Source organism: Anaeromicrobium sediminis (genome assembly GCF_002270055.1).
Classification (GTDB): domain Bacteria; phylum Bacillota; class Clostridia; order Peptostreptococcales; family Thermotaleaceae; genus Anaeromicrobium; species Anaeromicrobium sediminis.
In genome coordinates this window covers 47,855-70,501 of sequence record NZ_NIBG01000013.1, presented here as the reverse complement: position 1 = coordinate 70,501, position 22,647 = coordinate 47,855, and the positions used below count along the sequence as shown (strand labels likewise).

Sequence of the window (22,647 nt, the reverse complement as noted above, 5' to 3'; positions counted from 1 at the left end):
AGCACTCCTTTCTTAAATCAAATTTACCAATATTTGTGATGATTCTTCTTTTCTAAGGGCTATAGTAGCACCTCGGATGTTATATGCTATGGGATCTCCTAAAGGACTTTTTCTAATAACTTCCACATAGGAACCGGGAATAAGTCCTAAATCAAGCATTCTTCTTCTTGTAAGACCCACACATAATAAGGATACTACCTTGCACTTATCTCCAACTTTTAAATTAGAAAGTTTCACTTCATTATTATCCATAGGATTCCTCCTTTAAAATGCATAATATTAGATGAGGCTAACATATTAGCCTTATCTAATGTTATAGTATGGGGAAAATTAAAATAAGGTTACAGTTTTTACTAATTAAATATGTATAATTAATAAAAACTATAACCTTATGAAAGAAGAATAAGGTATTAATACCTTAAATATTAGTTTTATCGTATGAATATAATCTAGGATAAGCTATTCTAACTCCATTGTCATTAAAGACTTTTAGTATATGCTCATAACTTCTATTTCGCATGGACCATTGTTCTTCAGCATGTACTACGCCCATGACTAAGTACTTAGCACCTCCTATAGTACCATCTAATGAAACTATGCCATATAAATGAAATTCACAATAGGCAATATTCCCAACTTTGTATAATTTATCATCATAGGTTTCGTTTAAATATGTACAGGCATCCTTTAAAAGGTTAGATACCTTTTCTTGATTTTCTTCAAAGGGAACTACTATTTTTAATATGACTCTAGCCTGTTCCTTATAATAATTTTTTAAAGTTTTAATTTCTCCATTAGGTATGTATATTTTCTTCAAGTAAAAATCTCTTATGGCAGTAGTTCTAAGACCAATATCTTCCACAGTTCCTATATATAGATCATTTATATTAACCACATCTCCTATGGTCATTTGTTTTTCAAATAATATAAAAAAACCATTTATAACATCTTTTATAAGGTTTTGAGCTCCTAAACCAGCAATGACTGTTATTATTCCCGCACTAGTTAATATGGTAGATTTCTGAATAATTCCAAATTCACTTAAAATATTTAAGATGGCAAGGGAGAGGATAAAGTAGGCAGCTAAAGAATCTACAATACTCTTAACGGTCTTTTCTTTTTGCTCATTAAAATTAGTTATTTTTATTATTTTTTCAGTTAAAAACATGACTAATTTTAATAATAAAAAAGAAACTGCCAGTATTATGAGAGAATTTATAAATGGCTTAATATCTGTAGTTGTATATAGTTCTTTTATAAGCTTTGAAACTTCCATATGGGTACCTTCCTTATTTAGGTATGTTCTAAAAATAACTCTCATATTGCACTTGTTACTTGAATACTTTTCTACGTTGACAAGTAGCATACATATTCCTAATATGCTCGCCACTTGACGCCTTGAAAAAAGTTCAACTTCCTTCGTGAAATATGGAATTTATTTTTTTCTCATCCCTTAGTAAAAAACCTAGTTCTTAAATATTATGTTGTGCAACATGGTGAAATCATATTCAGTAGATTCATAGGAGACTTTTTAGAGGGATATTTAATAATAAATGTGCATAGATATTGAATAGAATATGGCAAATGTGATAAAAACATAAAAATCAAGAAAGAGAGGGTGTGCTATGTACAAGTTTGGGAAAAAGATAGGAATATTATTAATTGCAGTATTAATTCTAGGAACTTTTTTATCAGGATGTGTACAAAAGCAAGAAACAGTTAAGGAAGATGGAGATGGAGGAGAAGATGTAATAAAAATAGGTGTGTTTGAACCATTAACAGGGCCTAATGCAGCTGGTGGAGCCATTGAGTTAGAGGGAGTAAAGTTGGCTAATAAAATGTATCCAGAGGTATTGGGTAAAAAAGTAGAGTTAGTAATTGTAGACAATAAATCTGATAAGGTTGAGGCTGCCAATGCAGCTGCAAGACTTATTGAAAAGGAAAAGGTTAGTGCTATTATAGGAAGTTGGGGAAGTTCCCTATCTATGGCTGCAGGAGATGCAGTAAAAACATCCCAAGTTCCAGCAATAGGGGCATCTTGTACTAATCCACTAGTAACTAAGAGTAATGATTATTATTTTAGAGTTTGCTTTATAGATCCTTTCCAAGGAACTGTTATGGCAAATTATGCTTATAACAATTTAGGGGCTAAGAAGGCTGCCATAATTCAAGAGATTTCGTCCGACTACTCTGTAGGATTGTCAAAATTCTTTACGGATGCTTTTAAAGAGTTAACAGGTGATGAAAATGCTATTGTAGGTAGTGCTAGTTACAATACGGGGGATCAGGACTTTACAGCTCAGTTAAATGTAATTAAGGAATTAAAACCTGATGTGGTATTTGCTCCAGGTAACTTTATAGAAAGTGCACTTATTGTTAAGCAGGCTAAACAACAAGGAATAGATATTCCTCTGTTAGGTGGAGATACTTGGGAGACACCAGAATTTATTGAAATTGGTGGAGATGCAGTAGAAGGTATTGTAATGTCTACTTTCTTTACCTCTGAGAAACCTATAACTCCCATGTCTGATGAGTTTTTAAAGGCCTATAGGGAAGAATATAAAAAGGAACCTGCATCTGTTACAGCTCTAGGATTTGATGCTTATATAATGTTGTTAGATGCCATAAAAAGGACTAATTCCTCAGAACCAAAGGACATAAGGGATGCTTTAGCTCAGACTAAAGAATTTCAAGGGGCAGCTGGTGTCATTACTTTAGATAATAATGGAGATGCTGTTAAGAGTGCTGTTATAAAAGTTGTTGAAGATGGAAAATTCAAGTATTTAGATACGGTAGAACCAATTAAATAGATTAATAATGAATAAAGGATGCCTTAAGGCATCCTTTATTCATTATATTCTATTTAAAATAAGTTTCTCTTATATAATGAGTATAATTCTTTCAATTCATCTACTTTACTTCTCATTTCTATTTGCAATTCCGATGCCGTATCGAAATCATTTTTATCTATAGAATCTCTTAGTTTAGTAAATAGACATTTTTTATTTAATCTATCCTTCATTAAAGAATATCTTAAATAATTAATTTGTTCCCAATTAACTAAATCCAAGTCTGTAGCATATTCTCCGTTATGGACTTTTTGACATTTTCTTACAAAGTTCACATTATTAGGAACAATTCTATTATATAATTCTGTAGCCCACTGACTCAAAATGGCTTCTTTATATGAATTTAAAATGGCCTCACTAAATACTCCACCAGATAAAAGAACTTCCTTCTTATCTATACTACTATCAAATCCTTGTATATTTTCCCAAACTGTTTTAGGAGGAATTCCGAACAAACCATTTCTTTCTTCTTCTGTATAATCGTCAAATACATCCTTTTCACTTCTATATGCGCGTCCTTTTTCAAGATAAAAACCTTCAGCCTCAGCTGGTTTTGAAAGTTCCTTTAATAATTCATCACAAGTTTTATCATTCTCTAGAGCACATTTAATACCATCTAACATGGATTGATACATGGAAGCTAAAACTAAGTATATATTACTAGTTGGATTTGGTGAACGTAGCTCAAATCTAGTAGCTAGAGGATTAGTCATATCCCTAATTAAACCAATTAATATAGTTCTATTACGTGATGGAACGTCTGGTGCATATCCTAATGATGATACTATACATATAGGAGCCTCAAATCCTGGTTTTAATCTATTTAAAGCATCATTAGTAGCTGTTACAAAAGGATTTATTACTTCATAATTCTTAAGAATACCCATTAAAGCTCCATATCCTACTGGACTCATAAAGTCAGAAGTCATATCCTTTGGTGAGAATAGGTTCTTTCTAGAACCGTCCTTTAATTTAAGAGCAACTCCCACGTGTGTATGCTCACCACTTCCAGCTACACCTTCAACAGGTTTTGCCATGAATGTAACATCTAAGTTATTGTACATAAATACGTCTTTAATAATGTCCCTGGATAAAAGTTCGTTATCAGCAGCTTGAACAGCTGATGAATATTTCCAGTCTATTTCTAGCTGTTCCATAATGTGAGAGAATCTACCGTCTCCGGTAAGTTGAGCCTTAACTCCACCTACTTCTTTATGTCCCATCTCTGCCACTAGTCCATAGTGATCTAAGAATAATAAAGATTGTTCCATGGCAGTACGAACAGGTCCAATGGTACGCTTCCAATATTGTTCCTTTAAAACTTGAGATGTGGATAGTTGCTCTACGCTAGTTCTGTCATCAGGAGTTTTAACCCAAAACTCTAATTCTGTAGCAGCTGTAAATACTATTTTTTCTATATCTTCAAAGGAAGATACACCTATATTTTCTAAGGCATATGGATGATCTTTTAATAATTCAAGTAATGTTGATTTAAAATGTTCTATGGATCTCTCTAGTATAGAACGAGAATCTACTCTCTTTTTGTCGTGAACTAGAAAAGATGGAATTCTAAGAGTACCTACAGGTAAATTTGTATCTGCATCCATGTGACTAAAATTATAATCTACAAACCAATTAACATTTAAATCTGGAATAATATCTACTTGTGCATTGTTTAATGTGGCAATTTCAGGTAGCACAACACTAGAACCGTCCGTTTGAACACCATTTACTAGGAAGTTATCTAAATCCTCTAAAAATGCAACTGTAGGAATTTTTTCATCAGTAGCATTTCCACCTAGATCAATACCCATTAAAGATACGAACTTTATCTGTGGATTGGCCTTTAATAATGTGGAGATCTGCTCCTTTGAATGGTCCTTTGGTTCTATTAAGAATAATAGCTTATTAACGTTTGAAGTAATTGAATCTTTTGTCATAATATCACCTCTTCTATTTATTTTTATATTACATGAGAAATGGTAAGTTCCTCGTGTTTGAATATTAATAGAGTTACCCTGTAGAGTTTATAAGATACATATTAATATATTATTAAGAAAATTTCTAATTGTGAATGATTATCATTATATTATGATCTGATTATTAATTTTAAACGTGAACAATAATAGTTAAAATTAAAAATTTGTTCATGTATTTAATTAACTATATAGCGAACATTATAACATGATGTAGGAATAATGTAAATAGCATTAAAAAAGCAAGTGGGGAACTTATGAACTGCAAAAAATGAAAAAGGAAATCGTTATCACGTATTTTTGGAAAAAAAAATATTTTTCTTTTTAGAAAAAAAAGCCAAAAAAATGGCAAGAAAGCTACCAAAAATAAGAGTTGATAAAAATTAAGAGAAGTGATATAATCTCTCACTATACAATCTAATTGTCAGAAAAATGAATTATTTAAAAATAAAAATTTCAAAAAGGGGGAGAGGAAAAAATGCGAAGAGCTGAATTGCCAGATAAGCAAGGCTTATATAATCCACATATGGAAAAAGATAGTTGTGGAGTAGGATTTATAGCCAACTTAAAGGGAGATAAAAGCTATAAAATATTGGAAGATTCCTTGGAATTATTAAAGAACTTAAAACATAGGGGTGCTGTAGGTGCAGATGAAAGGACTGGAGATGGTTCAGGAATAATGCTTCAAATCCCCCATGAATTCTTAATAGAAGAAACAAAAAAGATTGGGATAGAATTACCAGAGGAAGGGAAATATGCAGTAGGTATGGTATTTTTGCCACGACAACCTAATGCAAAGCTATTTTGTGAGGGAGTATATGAAAGAGTTATAAGGGATGAAGGGCAAGGATTTATTGGATGGAGAGAAGTACCTATTAATGAAAACATATGTGGAGAATTAGCAGTTGCCACTAGACCTTGTATAATGCAGATTTTTATTAAAAGTAAGGAATTATCAAAAGATGAATTTAATAAGAAATTATTGATAATAAGGAAGCGTGTAAGAAAAATAATATTAGATTCTAAGAAAAATTATATGGAAAATTTTTACACATGTAGTTTATCTACTAGGACCATAGTTTATAAGGGGCAAATTTTAGGATATAAACTAGATGAATTTTATTTAGATTTAAAAGATAAGAGAATGAAAACAGGCATGGCCATAGTTCATGAGAGATATAGCACTAACACTTTCCCTTCCTGGAAGTTAGCTCAACCCTTTAGATATTTGGCCCATAATGGTGAGATAAATACTATTAGAGGGAACATAAACCATATGAACGCTAGGGAAGGTGTATTAAAATCAAAAACCTTTGGAGAAGAAATAGAAAAGATTTTTCCAATAATAGAAGGTGGTGGTAGTGATTCTGCTGCCTTGGACAATGCACTGGAATTTTTTATTGCTAATAACTACCCTATTGAAGATGTGATGATGATGTTAATACCAGAAGCATGGCAAAATGATAAAACTATGGACTTTGGAAAAAGGGGTTTTTATGAATATTTTGCAAGATTAATGGAAGGTTGGGATGGGCCTGCTACCATATCCTTTACAGATGGTAGAAAAATAGGAATTATATTAGATAAAAATGGACTAAGACCAGCCAGGTATATAATAACAAAAGACAATCGCATAATTATGGCATCAGAAGTGGGAGCTATAAAAGTATTTGACGAAAATGTAGAAAGAAAAGGAAGGATTGAACCGGGTAAGATATTACTATTGGATACTACTGAGGGGAGAGTCATACCTGATGAGGAAATAAAATATAAGGCAGTGAGAAATTGGTCCTATAGTAAATGGGTAAATGAAAATAGGGTAAACCTACATGAAATTAATAAACCCTATGAAATAAAGAAAATGCGTATAGAAACATTATTGTTAAAACAAAATATATTCGGTTATACGAAGGAGGAAATGGATAAGGTAATAAAATATATGATTGAAAATGGTCGGGAACCTATAGGAAGCATGGCTATAGATATTCCATTAGCTGTATTGTCTAAAAGACATCAATTATTATTTGATTATTTTAAACAGTCCTTTGCCCAGGTAACAAATCCTCCAATAGATCCTATAAGAGAAAAGAACGTAATGTCATTGACCCAGTTTATAGGAAATCATGGGATTTATGTGGATGAAATAGAGATAGATAAGAACTATAAGTATATTTATTTGAAGGAACCAGTATTAGACAATAAATGTATGGAAGATATAAGACATTTAAATGATGATAATTTTAGATCTATAACTATTCCTATAACTTTTGAAATAGATAAACCAAATGGATTAAAAGAGGCCTTAGACCATCTACGGAAAAGAGCAGAAGAAAGTGTTATGGAAGGATACAATATTATCATATTAAGCGATAGATCCATAGGGAGATTTAATGGTCCTATTCCTAGTTTATTAGCATTAGGAGCAGTGCACCATCATTTACTTAAAAAGAAGCTAAGAACGTCTACAGACATAATTATGGAAGTGGGAGATGCTAGGAATGTAATGCATATGGCCCTATTAATAGGATATGGAGCTAAAGCTATTAATCCATATATGGTATATGATACCATAAGAAATTTAGTTGAAAATAGCAGTGAAATTAATAAGGTAGGTAATCTAGAGGAAGGATTTAAAAATTACATTAATGCCATATCAAAGGGATTACTAAAGATATTATCAAGGGTTGGTATATCTACATTACAAAGTTATAATGGAGCTCAGATATTCCAGTGTGTAGGTATTAGTGAAAATGTAGTAGACGAATATTTTACTAATACACCATGGGTCTTATCAGGCATAGGCCTAGATAAAATAGGAGAGGATGTAATAAAGAGACATACCAAATCCTATGAAAAGTTTGGAAAGGATTATGAGGAGTTAGAAATAGGAGGGGAATTATCCTATTCTTCAGAGGGTGAATATCATATGATCACTCCCCTAATGGTAAAAAGGTTGAGAAGAGCCTGTATAGATAATGATTACTACACATATAAAGGATATGCTAAAGAAGTTAATGAGGAAAATGAAAAAATTGGAGCTATTCGTTCTTTATTTAAGTTTAAAGAAAGTAATGCCATTTCTATTAATGAAGTTGAAAGTGTAGATGAGATAGTGAAAAGATTTACCGTATCAGGTATGTCCTTTGGATCTTTGAGCAAAAGAGCCCATGAGACTATAGCAGCAGCCATGAATAAAATAGGAGGTACTAGTAATTGTGGAGAAGGTGGAGAAGAACAGGATAGGTATCATACTAATTTAAGAAGTGCTGTTAAACAAGTGGCAACGGCTAGGTTTGGAGTAACAGCCAACTATCTTTCTAATTGTAATGAAATTCAAATTAAAATGGCACAGGGGGCAAAGCCTGGAGAAGGAGGCCATCTTCCTGCAAATAAGGTAACTTCTCATGTGGCCAAGGTACGTAATTGCATAGGTGGAATTGATTTAATATCTCCTCCGCCCCATCATGATATATATTCCATAGAGGACTTAGCCCAATTAATATTTGATTTGAAGAATGTAAATACAAAAGCACGTATAGGAGTAAAATTAGTATCTCAAATAGGAATAGGTACTGTGGCGGCAGGTGTTGCTAAAGCCTTTTCAGATGTAATAATGATAAGTGGAGGAGATGGGGGAACGGGAGCTTCACCTATAAGTTCTATGAAATATGTGGGCCTTCCATGGGAGTTAGGACTGGCAGAAGCTCAACAGACGTTACTATTAAATGATTTAAGGAGTAGAGTAGTTCTTCAAGTGGATGGAAAGATTAGAACTGGAAGGGATATAGTAATAGCTACCCTTCTAGGAGCAGAGGAATATGGATTTGGAACTACTTGTCTTATAGCCATGGGATGTATAATGTGCAGACAATGTCATTTAAACAAATGTCCAGTGGGAATTGCCACCCAAGACGAAGGATTGGCACATAAATTTAAAGGGAAAGAAAAGCATATAATTAATTATTTAAAATTTGTAGCTCAAGAGATTAGGGAGATAATGGCTCAGTTAGGATTTAAAAAATTAGATAATATGATTGGGCGAGTGGATTTATTAGAAATAAAAAATGTTCACATGGATAAAATAAAGAATTTAGATTTAACACCAATACTATATAAGCCGGAACTTCCTTCTAGGATTGTAGGAAAGAATATAATAAAACAAAAACACAAGATATATGAAGTTTTAGATAGAAGGATAATAGAATTATCAAAGGATGCCATAGAAGATGGTAAAAAGGTTGAAGGTGAATTTAATATTAAGAATACGGATAGGGCTGTAGGAACTATGCTAAGTGGTGTTATCGCAAAAAAATATGGAGATGATGGACTAAAAGAGGATACTATTAAAATTATGTTTAAAGGGTCAGCAGGTCAAAGTTTTGGAGCATTTGGTATGAAGGGAATTACTTTCATATTAGAAGGAGATTCTAATGATTATGTGGCAAAGGGATTATGTGGTGCAAAAGTTATTATTAAACCTCCAAGGAAATGTAGATTTACTCCAGAGGATAATATGATTGCAGGTAATACCATATTATATGGAGCCACATCAGGTCAGGTGTTTATAAACGGTATAGTAGGTCAAAGATTTGCTGTTAGAAATAGTGGAGCTACAGCTGTAGTTGAAGGAGTAGGCAATCATGCTTGTGAGTATATGACTGGAGGAGTAGTGGTTGTATTAGGTCCTATAGGTAAGAATTTTGGTGCTGGTATGAGTGGTGGTATAGCTTACATTTTAGATGAAAAGAATCAGGTGAAAGATAAGTATAATGATGAAATAGTACAGGTTAAAAATTTAAATAATAGGGATAAGGATAAATTAAAAGAGCTAATAAAATGTCACCATGATTATACAAAGAGTCCTAAGGCAAAGTGTATTATAGATAATTGGGAAACTTATGTAGAAAAATTTAAGAAGGTAGTATCTCCAGTATACGAAAAACTAATAGAAGAATAAAACACCAAATAGGAAGTAATTTAATTACTTCCTATTTTATATAAGTTCACAAAAAGTACAGCAATGATAGGGCCTAGAATTAAGCCTATTATACCTAATAACTTAAGGCCTATGTACATACTTATTAAAGTAACTAAAGGGTATATACCCATTTGATTACCTAAAATTTTGGGTTCTAAGAATTGTCTTACTAAAACTATAAAGAAATATAGACAAAGGATGCCGACACCTATTTTTGTATTTCCCATTAAAAAATAATATGTGGATAAGGGTATATAAACACTACCTACTCCTAATATGGGTAGAAGGTCTACTAAGGATGCTAAAAAGGCTATTAAAATAAAGTAATCTATTCCTATGAAAAATAGGCCTATAAAACTTTCTAAGAAGGTAACAGTGATTAATATGAGTTGAGTTTTTACATAACCGATAAAGGCATAGATCAAAGAATTTTTCAACTGAAGACCTTTTACTTTGTAATTATTATTAATCTTTTTTAAGAAAAAATCTTCTAGTCTTTCTTTATCCTTACTAATGAAAAAAGTTGATATGATGGTTACTAGCAAAAATAGTATGAAATTAGGAATTTTAGATATTATTCCTAAAAATGAAGAAATGGCTTTAGTGATTACTACTGATAAGTTTTTAATTATAATGTATAATCCATTATTGATAGATTGAGAAACGTTAGGAGGCAATTTGGCATAAATGCTATGAATCCTTGTATTAAAATTTATAATGTGATATTGCACATTTTCAGCATAAAGGGGTAGATTAACAGATAATTTATTAAGTTCCATTACGATTATACTTCCTATTAACAAAATAATAGTAAAAGTTCCGATTAAAAAAATAAACAATATAATAAAAACTGATAAACTTCGGGGTAGTTTTAAATAATTAGACAAAAAATTTACAATTGGCTCTATGAAATAGGATAGGACAAGGGCAAAGGCAAAGGGCAAAATACATGAAATGAGTGTGGTGGAAAAAAAGTAGAAAATTGCGCCTATTACAAGGGCTAAAAGTATTTTAACTGTAGAAGTAAAGACTTTATTGTTAAAGTATTCCATATTATTCCCTCCATTTGAAGATAGATAAATATATGTAATTATATGTAGACATTCATAAAAATAATACAAACGATTAAATCTATACAGGCAATTTAACTATGATATAATATGAATTAGAAGATTCAGAAAATACAAAATATTAAGAAAGGGGGGAGTTTATACTAAAAATATCACAGGGGGGTTATCTTATGGAAGGTGGATTTGGTATATTGACTTTAGTGCCACCATTGGTAGCTATAGTATTATGCTTCTTAACCAAAAGAGTATTAGTATCTTTATTTATGGGAATTTTAGCAGGAGGAATTATCATACAAGGGGGAAATCCTTTTGCAGGAATTGAGTATTCCTTAGATGCAATTGTTGGTTCCATAACTGATGATTGGAATGCAAGATTATTATTATTTAACTTACTTATGGGTTCAGGGGTAGCGTTTATTTGGAAACTTGGAGGTAGCAAGGCCTTAACTAAATGGGCTAAAGAAAGAATTAAATCTAGAAAGGCAGCAGGTGTAGGCGCATGGGCACTTGGGGTTATAGTATTTTTTAATGATTATGTAAATGCTGCTATGGTTGGTGGAGTATTTAGAGATATATGTGATGAAAATAGAATCTCCTCAGAGAGATTATCTTACATACTAGATTCAACGGCAGCACCAGTAGCTACACTATTTTTATCTGACTGGATTGCTTTTCAAATATCTATGGTGCAATCAGGTTTAGATGCTGCTAGTATAGATGGTGTATCAGCTTTTTCAGTTTATCTTGGAAGTATACCTTATAATATCTATTGTATATTATCTGTAGTATTTGTTCTCATGTTAATATTAACAGGAAAAGATTATGGTCCTATGCTTAAAGCAGAACATAGAACCATGTCAACGGGCAAAGTAGTTAGAGATGGTGGAGCTCCTATGATGGATGTAAGTTATGAATTAGGAGAACCTAAAGAAAATCCTAAAGCAACACTTAGCACTTTCTTTGTGCCGCTAATAGCTTTAGTTGGCGTTACTTTATTTGGATTCTGGTGGACTGGAAGACCAGGAGAAAATTTAATGGAGATATTAGGGAACACAGATGCTGCTAAAGCTCTTCTATGGGGTGCTTTTGCCATGACCTTAAGTGGTATATTCATGTCTCTTAGCAGTAAACTTATGGACTTAAAGGAAACTATGGATACTTTCCTAGATGGTTTTAAGTTAATGTTATTAGCTTGTGGTATATTAGTTCTTGCTTGGTCTTTAGGATCTGTAACTGGAGATATGAAGTTAGCGGATTATATAATCACATTAATAGGTGGAAATATGCCTGTATGGTTATTGCCAATAGTTATATTTATCTTTGGTATGTTAATTTCTTTTGCAACAGGAACTTCTTGGGGAACTATGACCATATTAACTCCTATAGCAATACCTCTTGCATATAAGATGACTGGAGATATGGCAATTGTTTCTGCTATGGCAGGGGTAGTATTCTCAGGTGCTATATTTGGTGATCACTGTTCACCGATTTCAGATACCACTGTGCTTGCGTCCATATTCTCAGGGGCAGATCATATAGACCATGTTACAACTCAGATACCTTATGCTATAACAGTAGCAGCCGTATCAATAGGAATGTACTTATTATATGGATTAGTTGGAGTAGGACCTGTCATATTATTACCACTTGGTATAGTTATTCTATACTTTGTAATGAACATGTTATCTAACCATTCGAGTAAAAAGTATGGTATTGACTCAATAACTAAGAAAGCTTTATAGATAAATTGAGGAGTAGCCTTAGGTTGCTCCTTTTTTAATTATAGGAAATTGCAATATATACTGTAAAATTACAATTAATATGAATGCTAAGAAAAATAGTGAATAAATACAATGATATTATGGAAAAAGTATATAATAATCAAAAAATTCAACGATAATCGCGATTAAATTTTCTTATCCTTAGAACTTACTATAAATTTATAGTATAATTAGTGAGGAAAGTATTTAACATATACGAGGGGGAAAAAAGTATGGTTAAAAGAATAGTTAAAAAAATGGACATAATTGAGGGTATGGACTACTTTTGGCAATCAACAAGTGAAAAGGAAAAGGTGGGAGAAAAGTACATAATTAATCTTGCTAACTTTGACGAAATGAAACTTATTTATGACGAAGAGTTTGATGAAGAGTCAGTAAGAAAAGTATTAAGTGCTATTTCTAACAGAGAAATGTTGTCTGGTAATAAAAAGACTATGAGATTTTGGAATAACAACATGTGGATGTTAGAAGACTTAGAATATACTAAGATGATGATACAACCACTAAAGGTATTAAACTTAGACGACATATTAGAAAGATTAAATGAAAATGCACAAAGTGACTTAGAAGAAATAGAAGTAATATTCACTCCAGCTCATATAGATGAATATTATGTTAAGGGCAACAAGCTTGTAATTAACTTCTTTAGAGTTAAACCAGACCTATATGAAGAAGGAAAAGTTACTATAGGAGAGACGGATTTAAAAGAGTTTATATATGAAAAATTATTAGAAGTTGTGAAAGCGTAGATTATATCTACGCTTTTTTGTTTTCATATCTCTTTATAGGGAAAAGGTTATTTCTCAATAAATTATTGCATATATATGATTAGACATTCTAATTGAATATATTTAATAGAATTAATAGCTTTTCTTCAAAAACTTTTAAATAAAATGGGTGATGTTATGTTAAAGCAAAAAGAGTATGGAAATATTTTTTTTGGCAGCAAATTTCAATACTTCTTAATATTATTATCTTCTATTTTTCTCGGTATAATTTCTGAATATATTTTTAGAGGTAGTATATACAAGACCTTCATATGGTTATTTTCTAACCCTATTTCACTTTTTTTGAATATATTTATAGTTTCTTTACTAATACTTTTATTCACTTCAATATTGAATAATTATCGTATAGGTATTTCCATTGTGACAACCTTAATAATACTTTTCTCTGTAATAAATCGTATAAAAATTAACTTTAGAGGAATACCCCTTATTCCTAATGATTTTTATTTGAATGATGAACTATTTACAATCTTAAATGTGGTGTTAACTCCCAAAATAATTAAATTAATGATTGTATCTCTCATAAGTGTATCTTTTATAATATTTCTAATTATAAACCTTCCAAAATTGAAACTGAGAATGAAAGAAAGATTCATATCATCTATCATTTCTATAGTTCTACTATTTAGCCTTATAAATGTTAATTTTGTGAAAGGCATTTCTTTAGATAGTGAAAACATTAATTGTGAAGAAGACGGTTTTATCCTCTCTTTTGTATCAAATATGAATAATAAACCAATAAAGGGATCATTAGAATATATAGTGAGCAATATGAAAAATTTAAAAGATGATAAGAAAAATTATTCTGTTAACAAAGGCATCAAGCCTAATATAATTGTTATTATGAGTGAAGCCTTTTGGGATCCTAGTGTAATGAAAGGAATAGAGTTTAGTACATCACCTACGGCAAATATAAGCAAATTAAAAGAAACTAGTATATATGGCCATTTAGAATCTCCAACCTTTGGTGGTGGTACTGCAAATAGTGAATTCGAACTACTTACAGGTAATTCTATTCATTATTTTAAGCCTGGCTATATGGTTTATCCCAACGAAATAAAGGCACCTATAATGGCTTTACCTAGTATATTAAAGAGTCAAGGTTATAATTGTAAGGCTATACATACTTTTAAAGGGTGGTATTGGAATAGACGAGAAGTCTATAAACATATGGGATTTGACGAATACAGAAGCGAAGAATATCTTATTGATCCGATAAAGAAGGGATTTTTTATTTCGGATGAATATCTTACGGATACAATTATTAAAGAGTTAGAAGTGTCAGAGAACCCTCTTTTCGTTTTTGCAGTAACTATGCAAAACCACGGTCCATTTAATGATAATAGATATAAAGATCATAATAAAGATATTAAAGTATCTGCTAATGTTAGTGCTGAATCATTACAAATATTGCAAACATATGCTCAAGGTGCCTATGATGCAGATAAGGCATTGGGAAAATTAACAGATTATTGTAGTAAGCTTTCAAAACCCACAATAGTATTATTTTTTGGAGATCATTTACCATTCCTAGGACAAAATTATAAAGTTTACAATGAAGCGGCCTATCTTTCAAAAGATAATCTTAACCATGAAAATGATATTAAATTGAGCTCTGTACCATTCATATTGTGGTCAAATTATAAAACCACTTCCCAGGACTTAGGTTTATTGAATACATCATTTATGGGTTCATATTTATTAGATTATGCTGAATTAGATATGCCTAATTACTTTAAGTTTTTACAAGAATTCTCAAAGGAAATCCCTGTAATAAATAGGAAGTATGCCATAGATATGGAAAAAAATATTATTAATTCAGATAATGAAAAATATATAGCATATAACAATGATTACCTATTAGTTCAACAAAATATGTTTTATGAGGATAGAGTCTTTGAGGATAAGTATAGAAATTGGATAGTGAATGAAAATCCAAATTATAATTCAAATTTAAACAAAATATCTATTAAAGAAGTAATAATTCAAGGAAACCAAGCAATAATTAAGGGCAACAATTTTTATCCAAATTCCTTATTATTTATTAATAACAATTCTCATAAATATAAATATGTAAACAAAAATGAAATTCACCTGAAAAAAAATATCTTAAAAGGTGGTTCTAATATTCAGATTAAACTAGTTGATTCTAAAAAGAATCTATTAACTGAGTCAAATTCTTATATTTACAAAAACTAATATATTATAAATAAAAGTAGGATTAATTTTAATCCTACTTTTATTTATGATCAAGTTCGTCTAAATCGAAATTTTTAAAATCTATTTTAACATTAGCTTCACCAAATATGGAATTTATCATATTTATGAAGTTCTCAGACAAGTCACTGGCATAGAATGTATTTTCATAACTTGGATTGTCTGCTAGTAAATTTTCCTCTATTAAGGTTTCCTTTACACTCTTTATTATTTCAAAGGATGGATTTACTATCTTTAAATTAGGATAAATCTTTTTTATAGTTTTTCTTACTAGGGGATAGTGAGTACATCCTAATACTAGGGTGTCTATCCTATTGCCTTTTATAAAGTCATCTAAATAATACTTCACTGATAATTCCATTATGTCGTTATCAATTATGCCCTCTTCAATAAGTGGAACGAATATGGGACAAGATTTATCATATAAGCTTAATTTATGATTATATTTGTGAATAGATTCTATGTATGTCTTTTCACGGGTAGTTACCTTTGTGGCTATTATACCTATATTGTTATCTTCACCGCTTGTTTCAGCCACCTTTTGAGCAGCAGGCTCTATTATACCTATAAAAGGAATATGTGGATATAACTCCTGTAAGTAATCTAGACAAGTGGATGTAATAGTATTACAAGCTATTACTATCATCTTAACATCATTACTTATTAAGAAATCAACTATTTGCTTAGTAAAGTGTTTTATTGTGGTCTTTGCCTTAGAACCATAGGGAGTTCTTGCTGTATCTCCAAAATATATTAACCTCTCATTTGGAAGTTCTCTTAGTATGTGGGGAATTGCTGTAAGTCCTCCTACACCAGAATCAAAGACTCCTATAGGACGATTATTCATATTATTACCTCCAATTATTATCACTTAAAAAAAATACATATATTTAATAGTAACCTATGAAGATTTATTTATCAACATATTGTTAAATAATCTTATTAAATAATAATAGGCCAATAAAGTTAGTATATAAACTTAATTGACCTACATATTATTCATATCTTGTATTTTTAAATTCTTCATCTTCTGTCACATTATTTTCATCATTTAGGACCATATGGTGCTTTTGTAAGAAACAATTTACTTTATCTCTAAATAAAACCATACAATCATCTAAATCAGAATAACCTAATACTATATCTTCTGCCAATGCACGACAAGAAGGGGAGCCACAGGCACCACAATCTAAATTAGGCAAAAGTTCGTGAATCATATCTATTTGCTCCATTTTTTTCATGGCTTTTAATATATTATCATCTAGTTTTCTAACATTTTCAGGAACGATTTCTTTACTGTACAAGAACTCATCCACCGTTTGTTTTAATTTAATTTCCTTTTGTACATCATATTCATTAGAAATTTTTCTAATTTTATTTCTAGCAATAAAAGGATTCTCCACAGTTAAAGGTCCACCAACACAACCATTTACACAGGCTAAACATTCTACAAAATCAATGTCCTTTAAATTTTCATTTTCTATGGAATCTAGTACTTCGATCACATGATCTATACCATCTACACAAAGGTAGTTTTCAATATTTAAAGAGAAAGTCTCTCCACCAGATCGAGCCCAGCCAATGGCCTTACCAGAATCGTAAAATTCAGGAATGTCATCAGAAACTTCATCTAATTTTTTCTTTATAAGAGGATAGATACTTTCTATGGAGATAACGTTATTAACATTAGACTGTAGAAGCCCTAGCGGATTTTTTACAGCACTAACCTTTGCGGGACATGGACTAATAAAAAATACACCTATATCTTCATCAGAAAGGCCCGTTTCTTCTTTAGCCTTTTGTCGAGCCAATTTTGCAGCCACCTCCATAGGTGACTCTATAGGTATAAGGTTGTCAATTAAGCTAGGAAATCTTATTCTTATAAGTCTTACAATGGCCGGACATGATGATGAAATCAAAGGCGTTGTAGTGGCATTTTTAATGTATTCCCTTGTAAAATTAGAGACCACATCTGCACCTCTAGATACTTCGTATACATGATCAAAACCTATTAATTTTAAAGCACCAAGTATTTGGCCAGGAGTGACTTTGCTATCGAATTGGGCCAGTAAAGTTGGAGCTGGAAGTGCTATTTTATACTTGTAATTATGAATACAAGATATGGGATCAGAAATACTTTTTTTGGCGTGTTGTGGACAAATTCTAATACATTCTCCACAGTCAATACATCTGTTTTTTATGATTTTAGCTTTTCCTTCTTTAACCCTTATTGCTTCTGTAGGACATCTTTTTATACAGTTAGTACAACCAATGCATTCATCCTTATCCAATATAACTGAATGTGTGTGTATATCCATTAACACCCCTCCTTACAAAAGCTGTATAAAATAATTATACTATAAAAGTATATTATCTACACAAAAGTTTATTATTTAACGAAAACAGGTAAAATAATGTGTGGTAATCATAAGACTTTTGGATATATATCATAATAAATAGGATAAATAATTATAATAGATTATATACATATAATTTCCTTAAGTTGTTGATAAATTTAATTACCTATAATAAATTTTAAATATACAATTCATTGTTTAAATTTTATTACATATATTGCAAGTTGTAATATTACATATTTTGTCAACAGTTTGGGAGTATATATATACAATTTATTCACAATAAGAGGAGGGGTATAAATTGAAATCAAATAATGAAAATGCTATTCCAAAAAGGAGTGAAATTGAAGACAAATATAAGTGGAATTTAGAAAAGATGTATTCTAGTAAAGATGAATGGGAAAAGGACATAGAAACTATAAGAGAAAAGGCTAATGAGATAACACAGTATGCAGAAAAGTTGGGAGAAAGTGCAGATTCCTTATATACAGTACTCAATTTAGATGATGAAATATCTAGAAAATTAGAGAATGTATTTGTATACGCAAGGATGAAGAAGGATGAAGACAATAGGGTAACTGAATATCAAGCCATGAGTGATAAGGCCCAATCTGTAGTGGTGGAGGTGCAAAGTAAATTATCATTTATAACTCCAGAATTAACTCAAATTCCAGAAGAAACTGTTCATAAATATATGAAAGAAGATGAAAGGCTTTCTGTATATGGTTTTTTCTTTGATGAGTTGTTTAGGCAAAAGAAACATATCTTATCTAAGAATGAAGAAAATCTATTGGCGCAAATGGGAGAAATATCATCTGCTCCTAAGAGCATATTTTCCATGATAAATAATGCTGATATTAAGTTTGGGACCATAATAGGCGAAGAAGGTAAAGAAGTAGAGGTCACTCAGGGCCGATATACAACCCTACTAAAGAGTACTGATAGGAGAGTTAGGAAAGATGCCTTTGAAGCCTTATACAAGTCTTATGAAGCCCAAAAGAATACTATTGCATCAACTCTAGGTTATAGTGTTAAGAAGGATGTTTTTTATGCTAAAGCTAGAAAATACAAGTCCGCATTAGATGCATCCTTAAGTAGTGACAATATACCCCTATCCGTTTATGATAATTTAATAGACACGGTAGAATCACACCTGCCAAGTATGTATAAGTATATGGAACTTAGAAAGGCAGCCCTTAAGGTAGATGAACTTCATATGTATGATCTATATACTCCTATAGTAAAGGAAATGAAAGCTAAAATACCATTTGAAGAGGGAAAAGAATTAGTTAAAGATGGTCTAGCTCCTTTGGGAAAAGAGTATATGGATATATTGCAAAAGGGTTTTGATGAAGGCTGGATAGATGTATATGAAAATGAAGGCAAGACTAGTGGGGCCTATTCCTTTGGTAGTTATGAAAGTGCACCCTATGTACTTTTAAACTATCAAAACACTATAAATGATGTATTCACATTAGCTCATGAGATGGGTCATTCTCTACATTCCTACTATACAAGAAGTACTCAACCATATACCTATGGAAGTTATAAAATATTCGTAGCTGAGGTGGCATCCACAGTGAATGAATCCCTTTTAATGAACCATTTACTTAAAACTACTACTGATAAAGAAAAAAGAAAGTATCTTTTAAATCACTACTTAGAGCAGTTTAGGGGAACTATCTATAGACAAACCATGTTTGCTAAGTTTGAGAAGATGACTCACGAAATGGTGGAAAAGGGTCAGGCCTTAACCACTGATACATTATGTGACATGTATAGACACTTAAATAAAAAATATTTTGGAGATAACATAGTTATAGATGATTTAATTAAGATGGAATGGGCAAGAATACCTCATTTTTATAATGCCTTTTATGTATATAAGTATGCCACAGGTTTTTCGGCTGCCATATCTTTATCTAATCAAATATTAAATGATGGTCAAGGTGCCGTTGACAAGTATATTAATTTCTTAAAGAGTGGTGGTAGTGATTATCCAATTAACCAGCTTAAAAAGGCTGGAGTAGATATGACTAAGACAGAACCAATAGACAGCGCTCTTAAGACCTTTGGAAAATTAGTAGATGAAATGGAGCAATTAATTTAAAAAATTTACAGAAATCTCAAATTTAGTTTAAAGCTAAATTTGAGATTTTTATCTATTGGAAAATGTAATTAGATATGTTATGGTATAGGAAAAGAAGAGAAAAAAGAGGAATTAATGATGCGAATAAATAGGGAAATGATGTTAGAAGATATGAAGAAATTACCGAGTCTATTTATAGGGTTCTTTTTATGTGCCTATGGGATTGCTCAAATGAAGGGTGCAAACATAGGTATGAACAGTTGGGGAACTCTTAACTTAGGCCTAGTTAATAAATTTGCCGTTGAATTCGGTAGAGTAACCCAGATCATAGGAATACTTGTAATACTATTTTCACTAACTTTAAAAATATATCCAGGTATGGGAACTATACTAAATATGTATTTTATAGGAATGTTTATAGACATGATAGATAAAGTACATATAATTTGGAGGCCAGAAACTTATCCATTAAAAGTTGTGAGCTTATTCTTGGGGCTTTTAATATTTAATTATGGTGTATATTTTTATATTAGACAAGAATTAGGAGCAGGACCAAGGGATGGCCTTATGGTAGGGCTTATAAAAATAACAGGGCTTAGTGCCACCTATATAAGACCAGCAATTGAGCTTACCGTATTAGTTGTAGGATATTTACTAGGAGGAATAGTAGGAATAGGTACTGTTATAGTTACACTTTGTGGAGGATATATACTTAATAAAATATTTGTATTCAATGGATTTGATCCGAAAAAAACTAATCAAAGAAAGATATATGACTATTTTATAGAAACACAGGAAATGGTGAAAAATTAATTTATGTGGAACTATTTTAGCTCCATAAATGAAAAAATTCTGACAGTGAAGTAAGTAGGACTTAATATAGTGTGTATATAATAATGTGGGGTTTCTATTCTATATTAAGTGAATAACCCATGTTGTTATGTTCAACACTGTCAAAATTTTTTCATTTATGGAGCTTTATAGATATAGGAATGAATATGGTTAGTATTTCATATTAATCCACATGCATAGTGTTAGTATTAATAAATCTAGTATGCCAACTTAGGGCTTTATCTAATGTGTGTGGAGTATGCTTAGACTTATTTTTTAAAGCGTGATTATAGTAATCCCTAAGTAGTGGTCTAAAGTCTGGATGAGAACAATTTTCTATTATGCACTTGGCACGTTCTTTAGGACTAAGACCCCTAAGGTCTGCTACACCTTGTTCTGTTATTATAACCATAACATCGTGTTCTGTATGGTCATGATGAGATACCATAGGCACTACTGAAGATATGGCACCATTTTTAGCCACAGATGGAGTGGTGAATATGGATAAATATGCATTTCTAGTGAAATCCCCTGAACCACCTATCCCGTTCATCATTTTTGAACCCATAATATGAGTAGAGTTAACATTTCCATAGATATCCACTTCTATGGCTGTATTCAAGGCTATTATGCCCAACCTCCTAATAATCTCTGGATGATTACTTATTTCTTGTGGTCGTAAAATGATTTTTTCTTTATAATATTTTATATTTTCCTTAAATCGCTCTAAACCTTCACTAGATGGTGTTATGGATGTTCCTGATGCAAATAAAACTTTACCGCTATCTAATAAATCTAGCATGGAATCCTGTATAACTTCCGTATAGCATACTAGATTCCTAAAGCTGGAATTATTTAACCCTGCTAAAACGGCATTTGCCACACTACCTACTCCTGATTGAAGAGGAAGTAATTCATTTGTTAATCTTCCTGATTCCACTTCCTTTTCTAAAAATTCAATAAGGTTATGAGAAATTTTTTCAGATATAGGATCTATAGGGGCCAGTGGCCTTACATTATCTTTTATATCAGTAACTACTATGGCAGCTATTTTATCAATTTCACAAGGGATAGAATAAGTTCCTATTCTATCATTAGGCATCATTATTGGAATGGCCCTTGTAAAGGGTGGCTTTTTAGGCATATATATATCGGCCATACCTTCTAGTTCTAGAGGTTGACTAGTATTTATTTCCACAATAATCTTATCGGCCATTTGTATATAAGTTGGAGAAGTTCCTACAGAAGTAGAAGGAATTATATGGCCTTCTTCTGTTATGGCAACAGCTTCTATAATTGCCACATTAATTTTTCCTAAGAATCCTAGCTTAGTATAATGGGGAACGTGACTTAGGTGCATATCTAAGTATTCACAATTACCATTATTTGTAGAGTTTCTTAAACTCTCGTTAGTTTGGTAAGGAAGTCTTTTATTTAATAAATTATTTTTTGCCAATATACCATCTAATTCTTCACCTACAGAGGCACCCGTATACAAATTGATTTTAATATTTTCACCCGTTTCTTTTACTAAGTCTGCCAATGCCATAGGTACTGCTTTAGGATATCCAGAAGGAGTAAAACCACTTGTGGCCACATTCATTCCGTCTTTAATTAACATAGCAGCTTCCTTAGGGGAACAGACCCTATCTAGTAAATCTTTATTTCTAATTCTATCTAAACACATAACATATCCTCCTAAAATTTTAAT

At 31.4% G+C, this 22,647-nt stretch carries 14 protein-coding genes; 7 read left to right on the top strand and 7 right to left on the bottom strand.

The window, feature by feature from the left end; translation table 11 throughout:
• Positions 1 to 12: 12 nt before the first annotated feature.
• Together CCE28_RS14280 and CCE28_RS14275 are read right to left on the bottom strand one after the other, a co-directional pair.
• Complete coding sequence (locus tag CCE28_RS14280; protein ID WP_095134409.1) at positions 13 to 252, bottom strand: FeoA family protein; 240 nt, start codon at positions 250 to 252, stop codon at positions 13 to 15.
• 166 nt (positions 253 to 418) lie between these two features.
• The gene (locus CCE28_RS14275) at positions 419 to 1,390 is read right to left on the bottom strand and encodes a mechanosensitive ion channel family protein (protein ID WP_141228372.1); all 972 of its coding nucleotides are present in this window, start codon (positions 1,388 to 1,390) and stop codon (positions 419 to 421) included.
• Between the two features lie 235 nt (positions 1,391 to 1,625).
• Between CCE28_RS14275 and CCE28_RS14270 the strand changes: the two genes are divergently transcribed.
• Complete coding sequence (locus tag CCE28_RS14270; RefSeq protein WP_095134407.1) at positions 1,626 to 2,810, top strand: ABC transporter substrate-binding protein; 1,185 nt, start codon at positions 1,626 to 1,628, stop codon at positions 2,808 to 2,810.
• A gap of 53 nt (positions 2,811 to 2,863) precedes the next feature.
• Here the strand turns inward: CCE28_RS14270 and CCE28_RS14265 are convergent, their stop codons facing one another.
• Positions 2,864 to 4,789 (bottom strand): type I glutamate--ammonia ligase, encoded by a 1,926-nt coding sequence (locus CCE28_RS14265; RefSeq protein WP_095134406.1) that lies wholly within the window; start codon positions 4,787 to 4,789, stop codon positions 2,864 to 2,866.
• 514 nt (positions 4,790 to 5,303) lie between these two features.
• On the opposite strand from CCE28_RS14265, the gene gltB reads away from it, so the two are divergent.
• Positions 5,304 to 9,782, top strand: a complete 4,479-nt coding sequence (gene gltB, locus CCE28_RS14260; RefSeq protein WP_095134405.1) for a glutamate synthase large subunit — start codon at positions 5,304 to 5,306, stop codon at positions 9,780 to 9,782.
• Positions 9,783 to 9,802: 20 nt separating this feature from the next.
• On the opposite strand, the gene ytvI is transcribed toward gltB, so the two are convergent.
• The gene (ytvI, locus tag CCE28_RS14255) at positions 9,803 to 10,855 is read right to left on the bottom strand and encodes a sporulation integral membrane protein YtvI (RefSeq protein WP_095134404.1); all 1,053 of its coding nucleotides are present in this window, start codon (positions 10,853 to 10,855) and stop codon (positions 9,803 to 9,805) included.
• A gap of 188 nt (positions 10,856 to 11,043) precedes the next feature.
• Between ytvI and CCE28_RS14250 the strand changes: the two genes are divergently transcribed.
• From CCE28_RS14250 to CCE28_RS14240, 3 genes are all read left to right on the top strand, one after another.
• Positions 11,044 to 12,615: a Na+/H+ antiporter NhaC family protein gene (locus CCE28_RS14250; RefSeq protein ID WP_095134403.1), complete on the top strand. Its 1,572-nt coding sequence runs from the start codon at positions 11,044 to 11,046 to the stop codon at positions 12,613 to 12,615.
• Positions 12,616 to 12,866: 251 nt separating this feature from the next.
• Positions 12,867 to 13,403: a TDE2712 family protein gene (locus tag CCE28_RS14245; protein WP_095134402.1), complete on the top strand. Its 537-nt coding sequence runs from the start codon at positions 12,867 to 12,869 to the stop codon at positions 13,401 to 13,403.
• Between the two features lie 762 nt (positions 13,404 to 14,165).
• Positions 14,166 to 15,641 carry a sulfatase-like hydrolase/transferase gene (locus CCE28_RS14240; protein ID WP_176461838.1) on the top strand — a complete coding sequence of 492 codons (1,476 nt, stop codon included), beginning with the start codon at positions 14,166 to 14,168 and terminating at the stop codon, positions 15,639 to 15,641.
• A gap of 40 nt (positions 15,642 to 15,681) precedes the next feature.
• Here CCE28_RS14240 and murI read toward each other — a convergent pair whose 3' ends face one another.
• Positions 15,682 to 16,506, bottom strand: coding sequence for a glutamate racemase (murI, locus tag CCE28_RS14235; RefSeq protein WP_095134400.1), 825 nt, complete (start codon positions 16,504 to 16,506; stop codon positions 15,682 to 15,684).
• Positions 16,507 to 16,654: 148 nt separating this feature from the next.
• Entirely contained in the window at positions 16,655 to 17,977 is a 1,323-nt protein-coding gene (locus CCE28_RS14230) for a [Fe-Fe] hydrogenase large subunit C-terminal domain-containing protein (RefSeq protein ID WP_095134399.1), read from the bottom strand.
• Between the two features lie 340 nt (positions 17,978 to 18,317).
• Between CCE28_RS14230 and pepF the strand changes: the two genes are divergently transcribed.
• Both pepF and CCE28_RS14220 read left to right on the top strand, forming a co-directional pair.
• Positions 18,318 to 20,126 (top strand): oligoendopeptidase F, encoded by a 1,809-nt coding sequence (gene pepF / locus CCE28_RS14225; RefSeq protein ID WP_095134398.1) that lies wholly within the window; start codon positions 18,318 to 18,320, stop codon positions 20,124 to 20,126.
• Positions 20,127 to 20,240: 114 nt separating this feature from the next.
• Positions 20,241 to 20,918 carry a YczE/YyaS/YitT family protein gene (locus CCE28_RS14220; protein WP_141228371.1) on the top strand — a complete coding sequence of 226 codons (678 nt, stop codon included), beginning with the start codon at positions 20,241 to 20,243 and terminating at the stop codon, positions 20,916 to 20,918.
• 202 nt (positions 20,919 to 21,120) lie between these two features.
• Here the strand turns inward: CCE28_RS14220 and CCE28_RS14215 are convergent, their stop codons facing one another.
• Positions 21,121 to 22,623 carry an acetyl-CoA hydrolase/transferase family protein gene (locus tag CCE28_RS14215; RefSeq protein ID WP_095134396.1) on the bottom strand — a complete coding sequence of 501 codons (1,503 nt, stop codon included), beginning with the start codon at positions 22,621 to 22,623 and terminating at the stop codon, positions 21,121 to 21,123.
• Positions 22,624 to 22,647 lie beyond the last annotated feature (24 nt).

Coding starts and splice junctions, on each gene's coding strand:
- CCE28_RS14280 (WP_095134409.1), bottom strand. CDS start 252: ATGGATAATAATGAAGTGAAACTTTCTAATTTAAAAGTTGGAGATAAG.
- CCE28_RS14270 (WP_095134407.1), top strand. CDS start 1,626: ATGTACAAGTTTGGGAAAAAGATAGGAATATTATTAATTGCAGTATTA.
- CCE28_RS14265 (WP_095134406.1), bottom strand. CDS start 4,789: ATGACAAAAGATTCAATTACTTCAAACGTTAATAAGCTATTATTCTTA.
- gltB (WP_095134405.1), top strand. CDS start 5,304: ATGCGAAGAGCTGAATTGCCAGATAAGCAAGGCTTATATAATCCACAT.
- ytvI (WP_095134404.1), bottom strand. CDS start 10,855: ATGGAATACTTTAACAATAAAGTCTTTACTTCTACAGTTAAAATACTT.
- CCE28_RS14250 (WP_095134403.1), top strand. CDS start 11,044: ATGGAAGGTGGATTTGGTATATTGACTTTAGTGCCACCATTGGTAGCT.
- CCE28_RS14245 (WP_095134402.1), top strand. CDS start 12,867: ATGGTTAAAAGAATAGTTAAAAAAATGGACATAATTGAGGGTATGGAC.
- CCE28_RS14240 (WP_176461838.1), top strand. CDS start 14,166: ATGAATAATAAACCAATAAAGGGATCATTAGAATATATAGTGAGCAAT.
- murI (WP_095134400.1), bottom strand. CDS start 16,506: ATGAATAATCGTCCTATAGGAGTCTTTGATTCTGGTGTAGGAGGACTT.
- CCE28_RS14230 (WP_095134399.1), bottom strand. CDS start 17,977: ATGGATATACACACACATTCAGTTATATTGGATAAGGATGAATGCATT.
- CCE28_RS14220 (WP_141228371.1), top strand. CDS start 20,241: ATGATGCGAATAAATAGGGAAATGATGTTAGAAGATATGAAGAAATTA.
- CCE28_RS14215 (WP_095134396.1), bottom strand. CDS start 22,623: ATGTGTTTAGATAGAATTAGAAATAAAGATTTACTAGATAGGGTCTGT.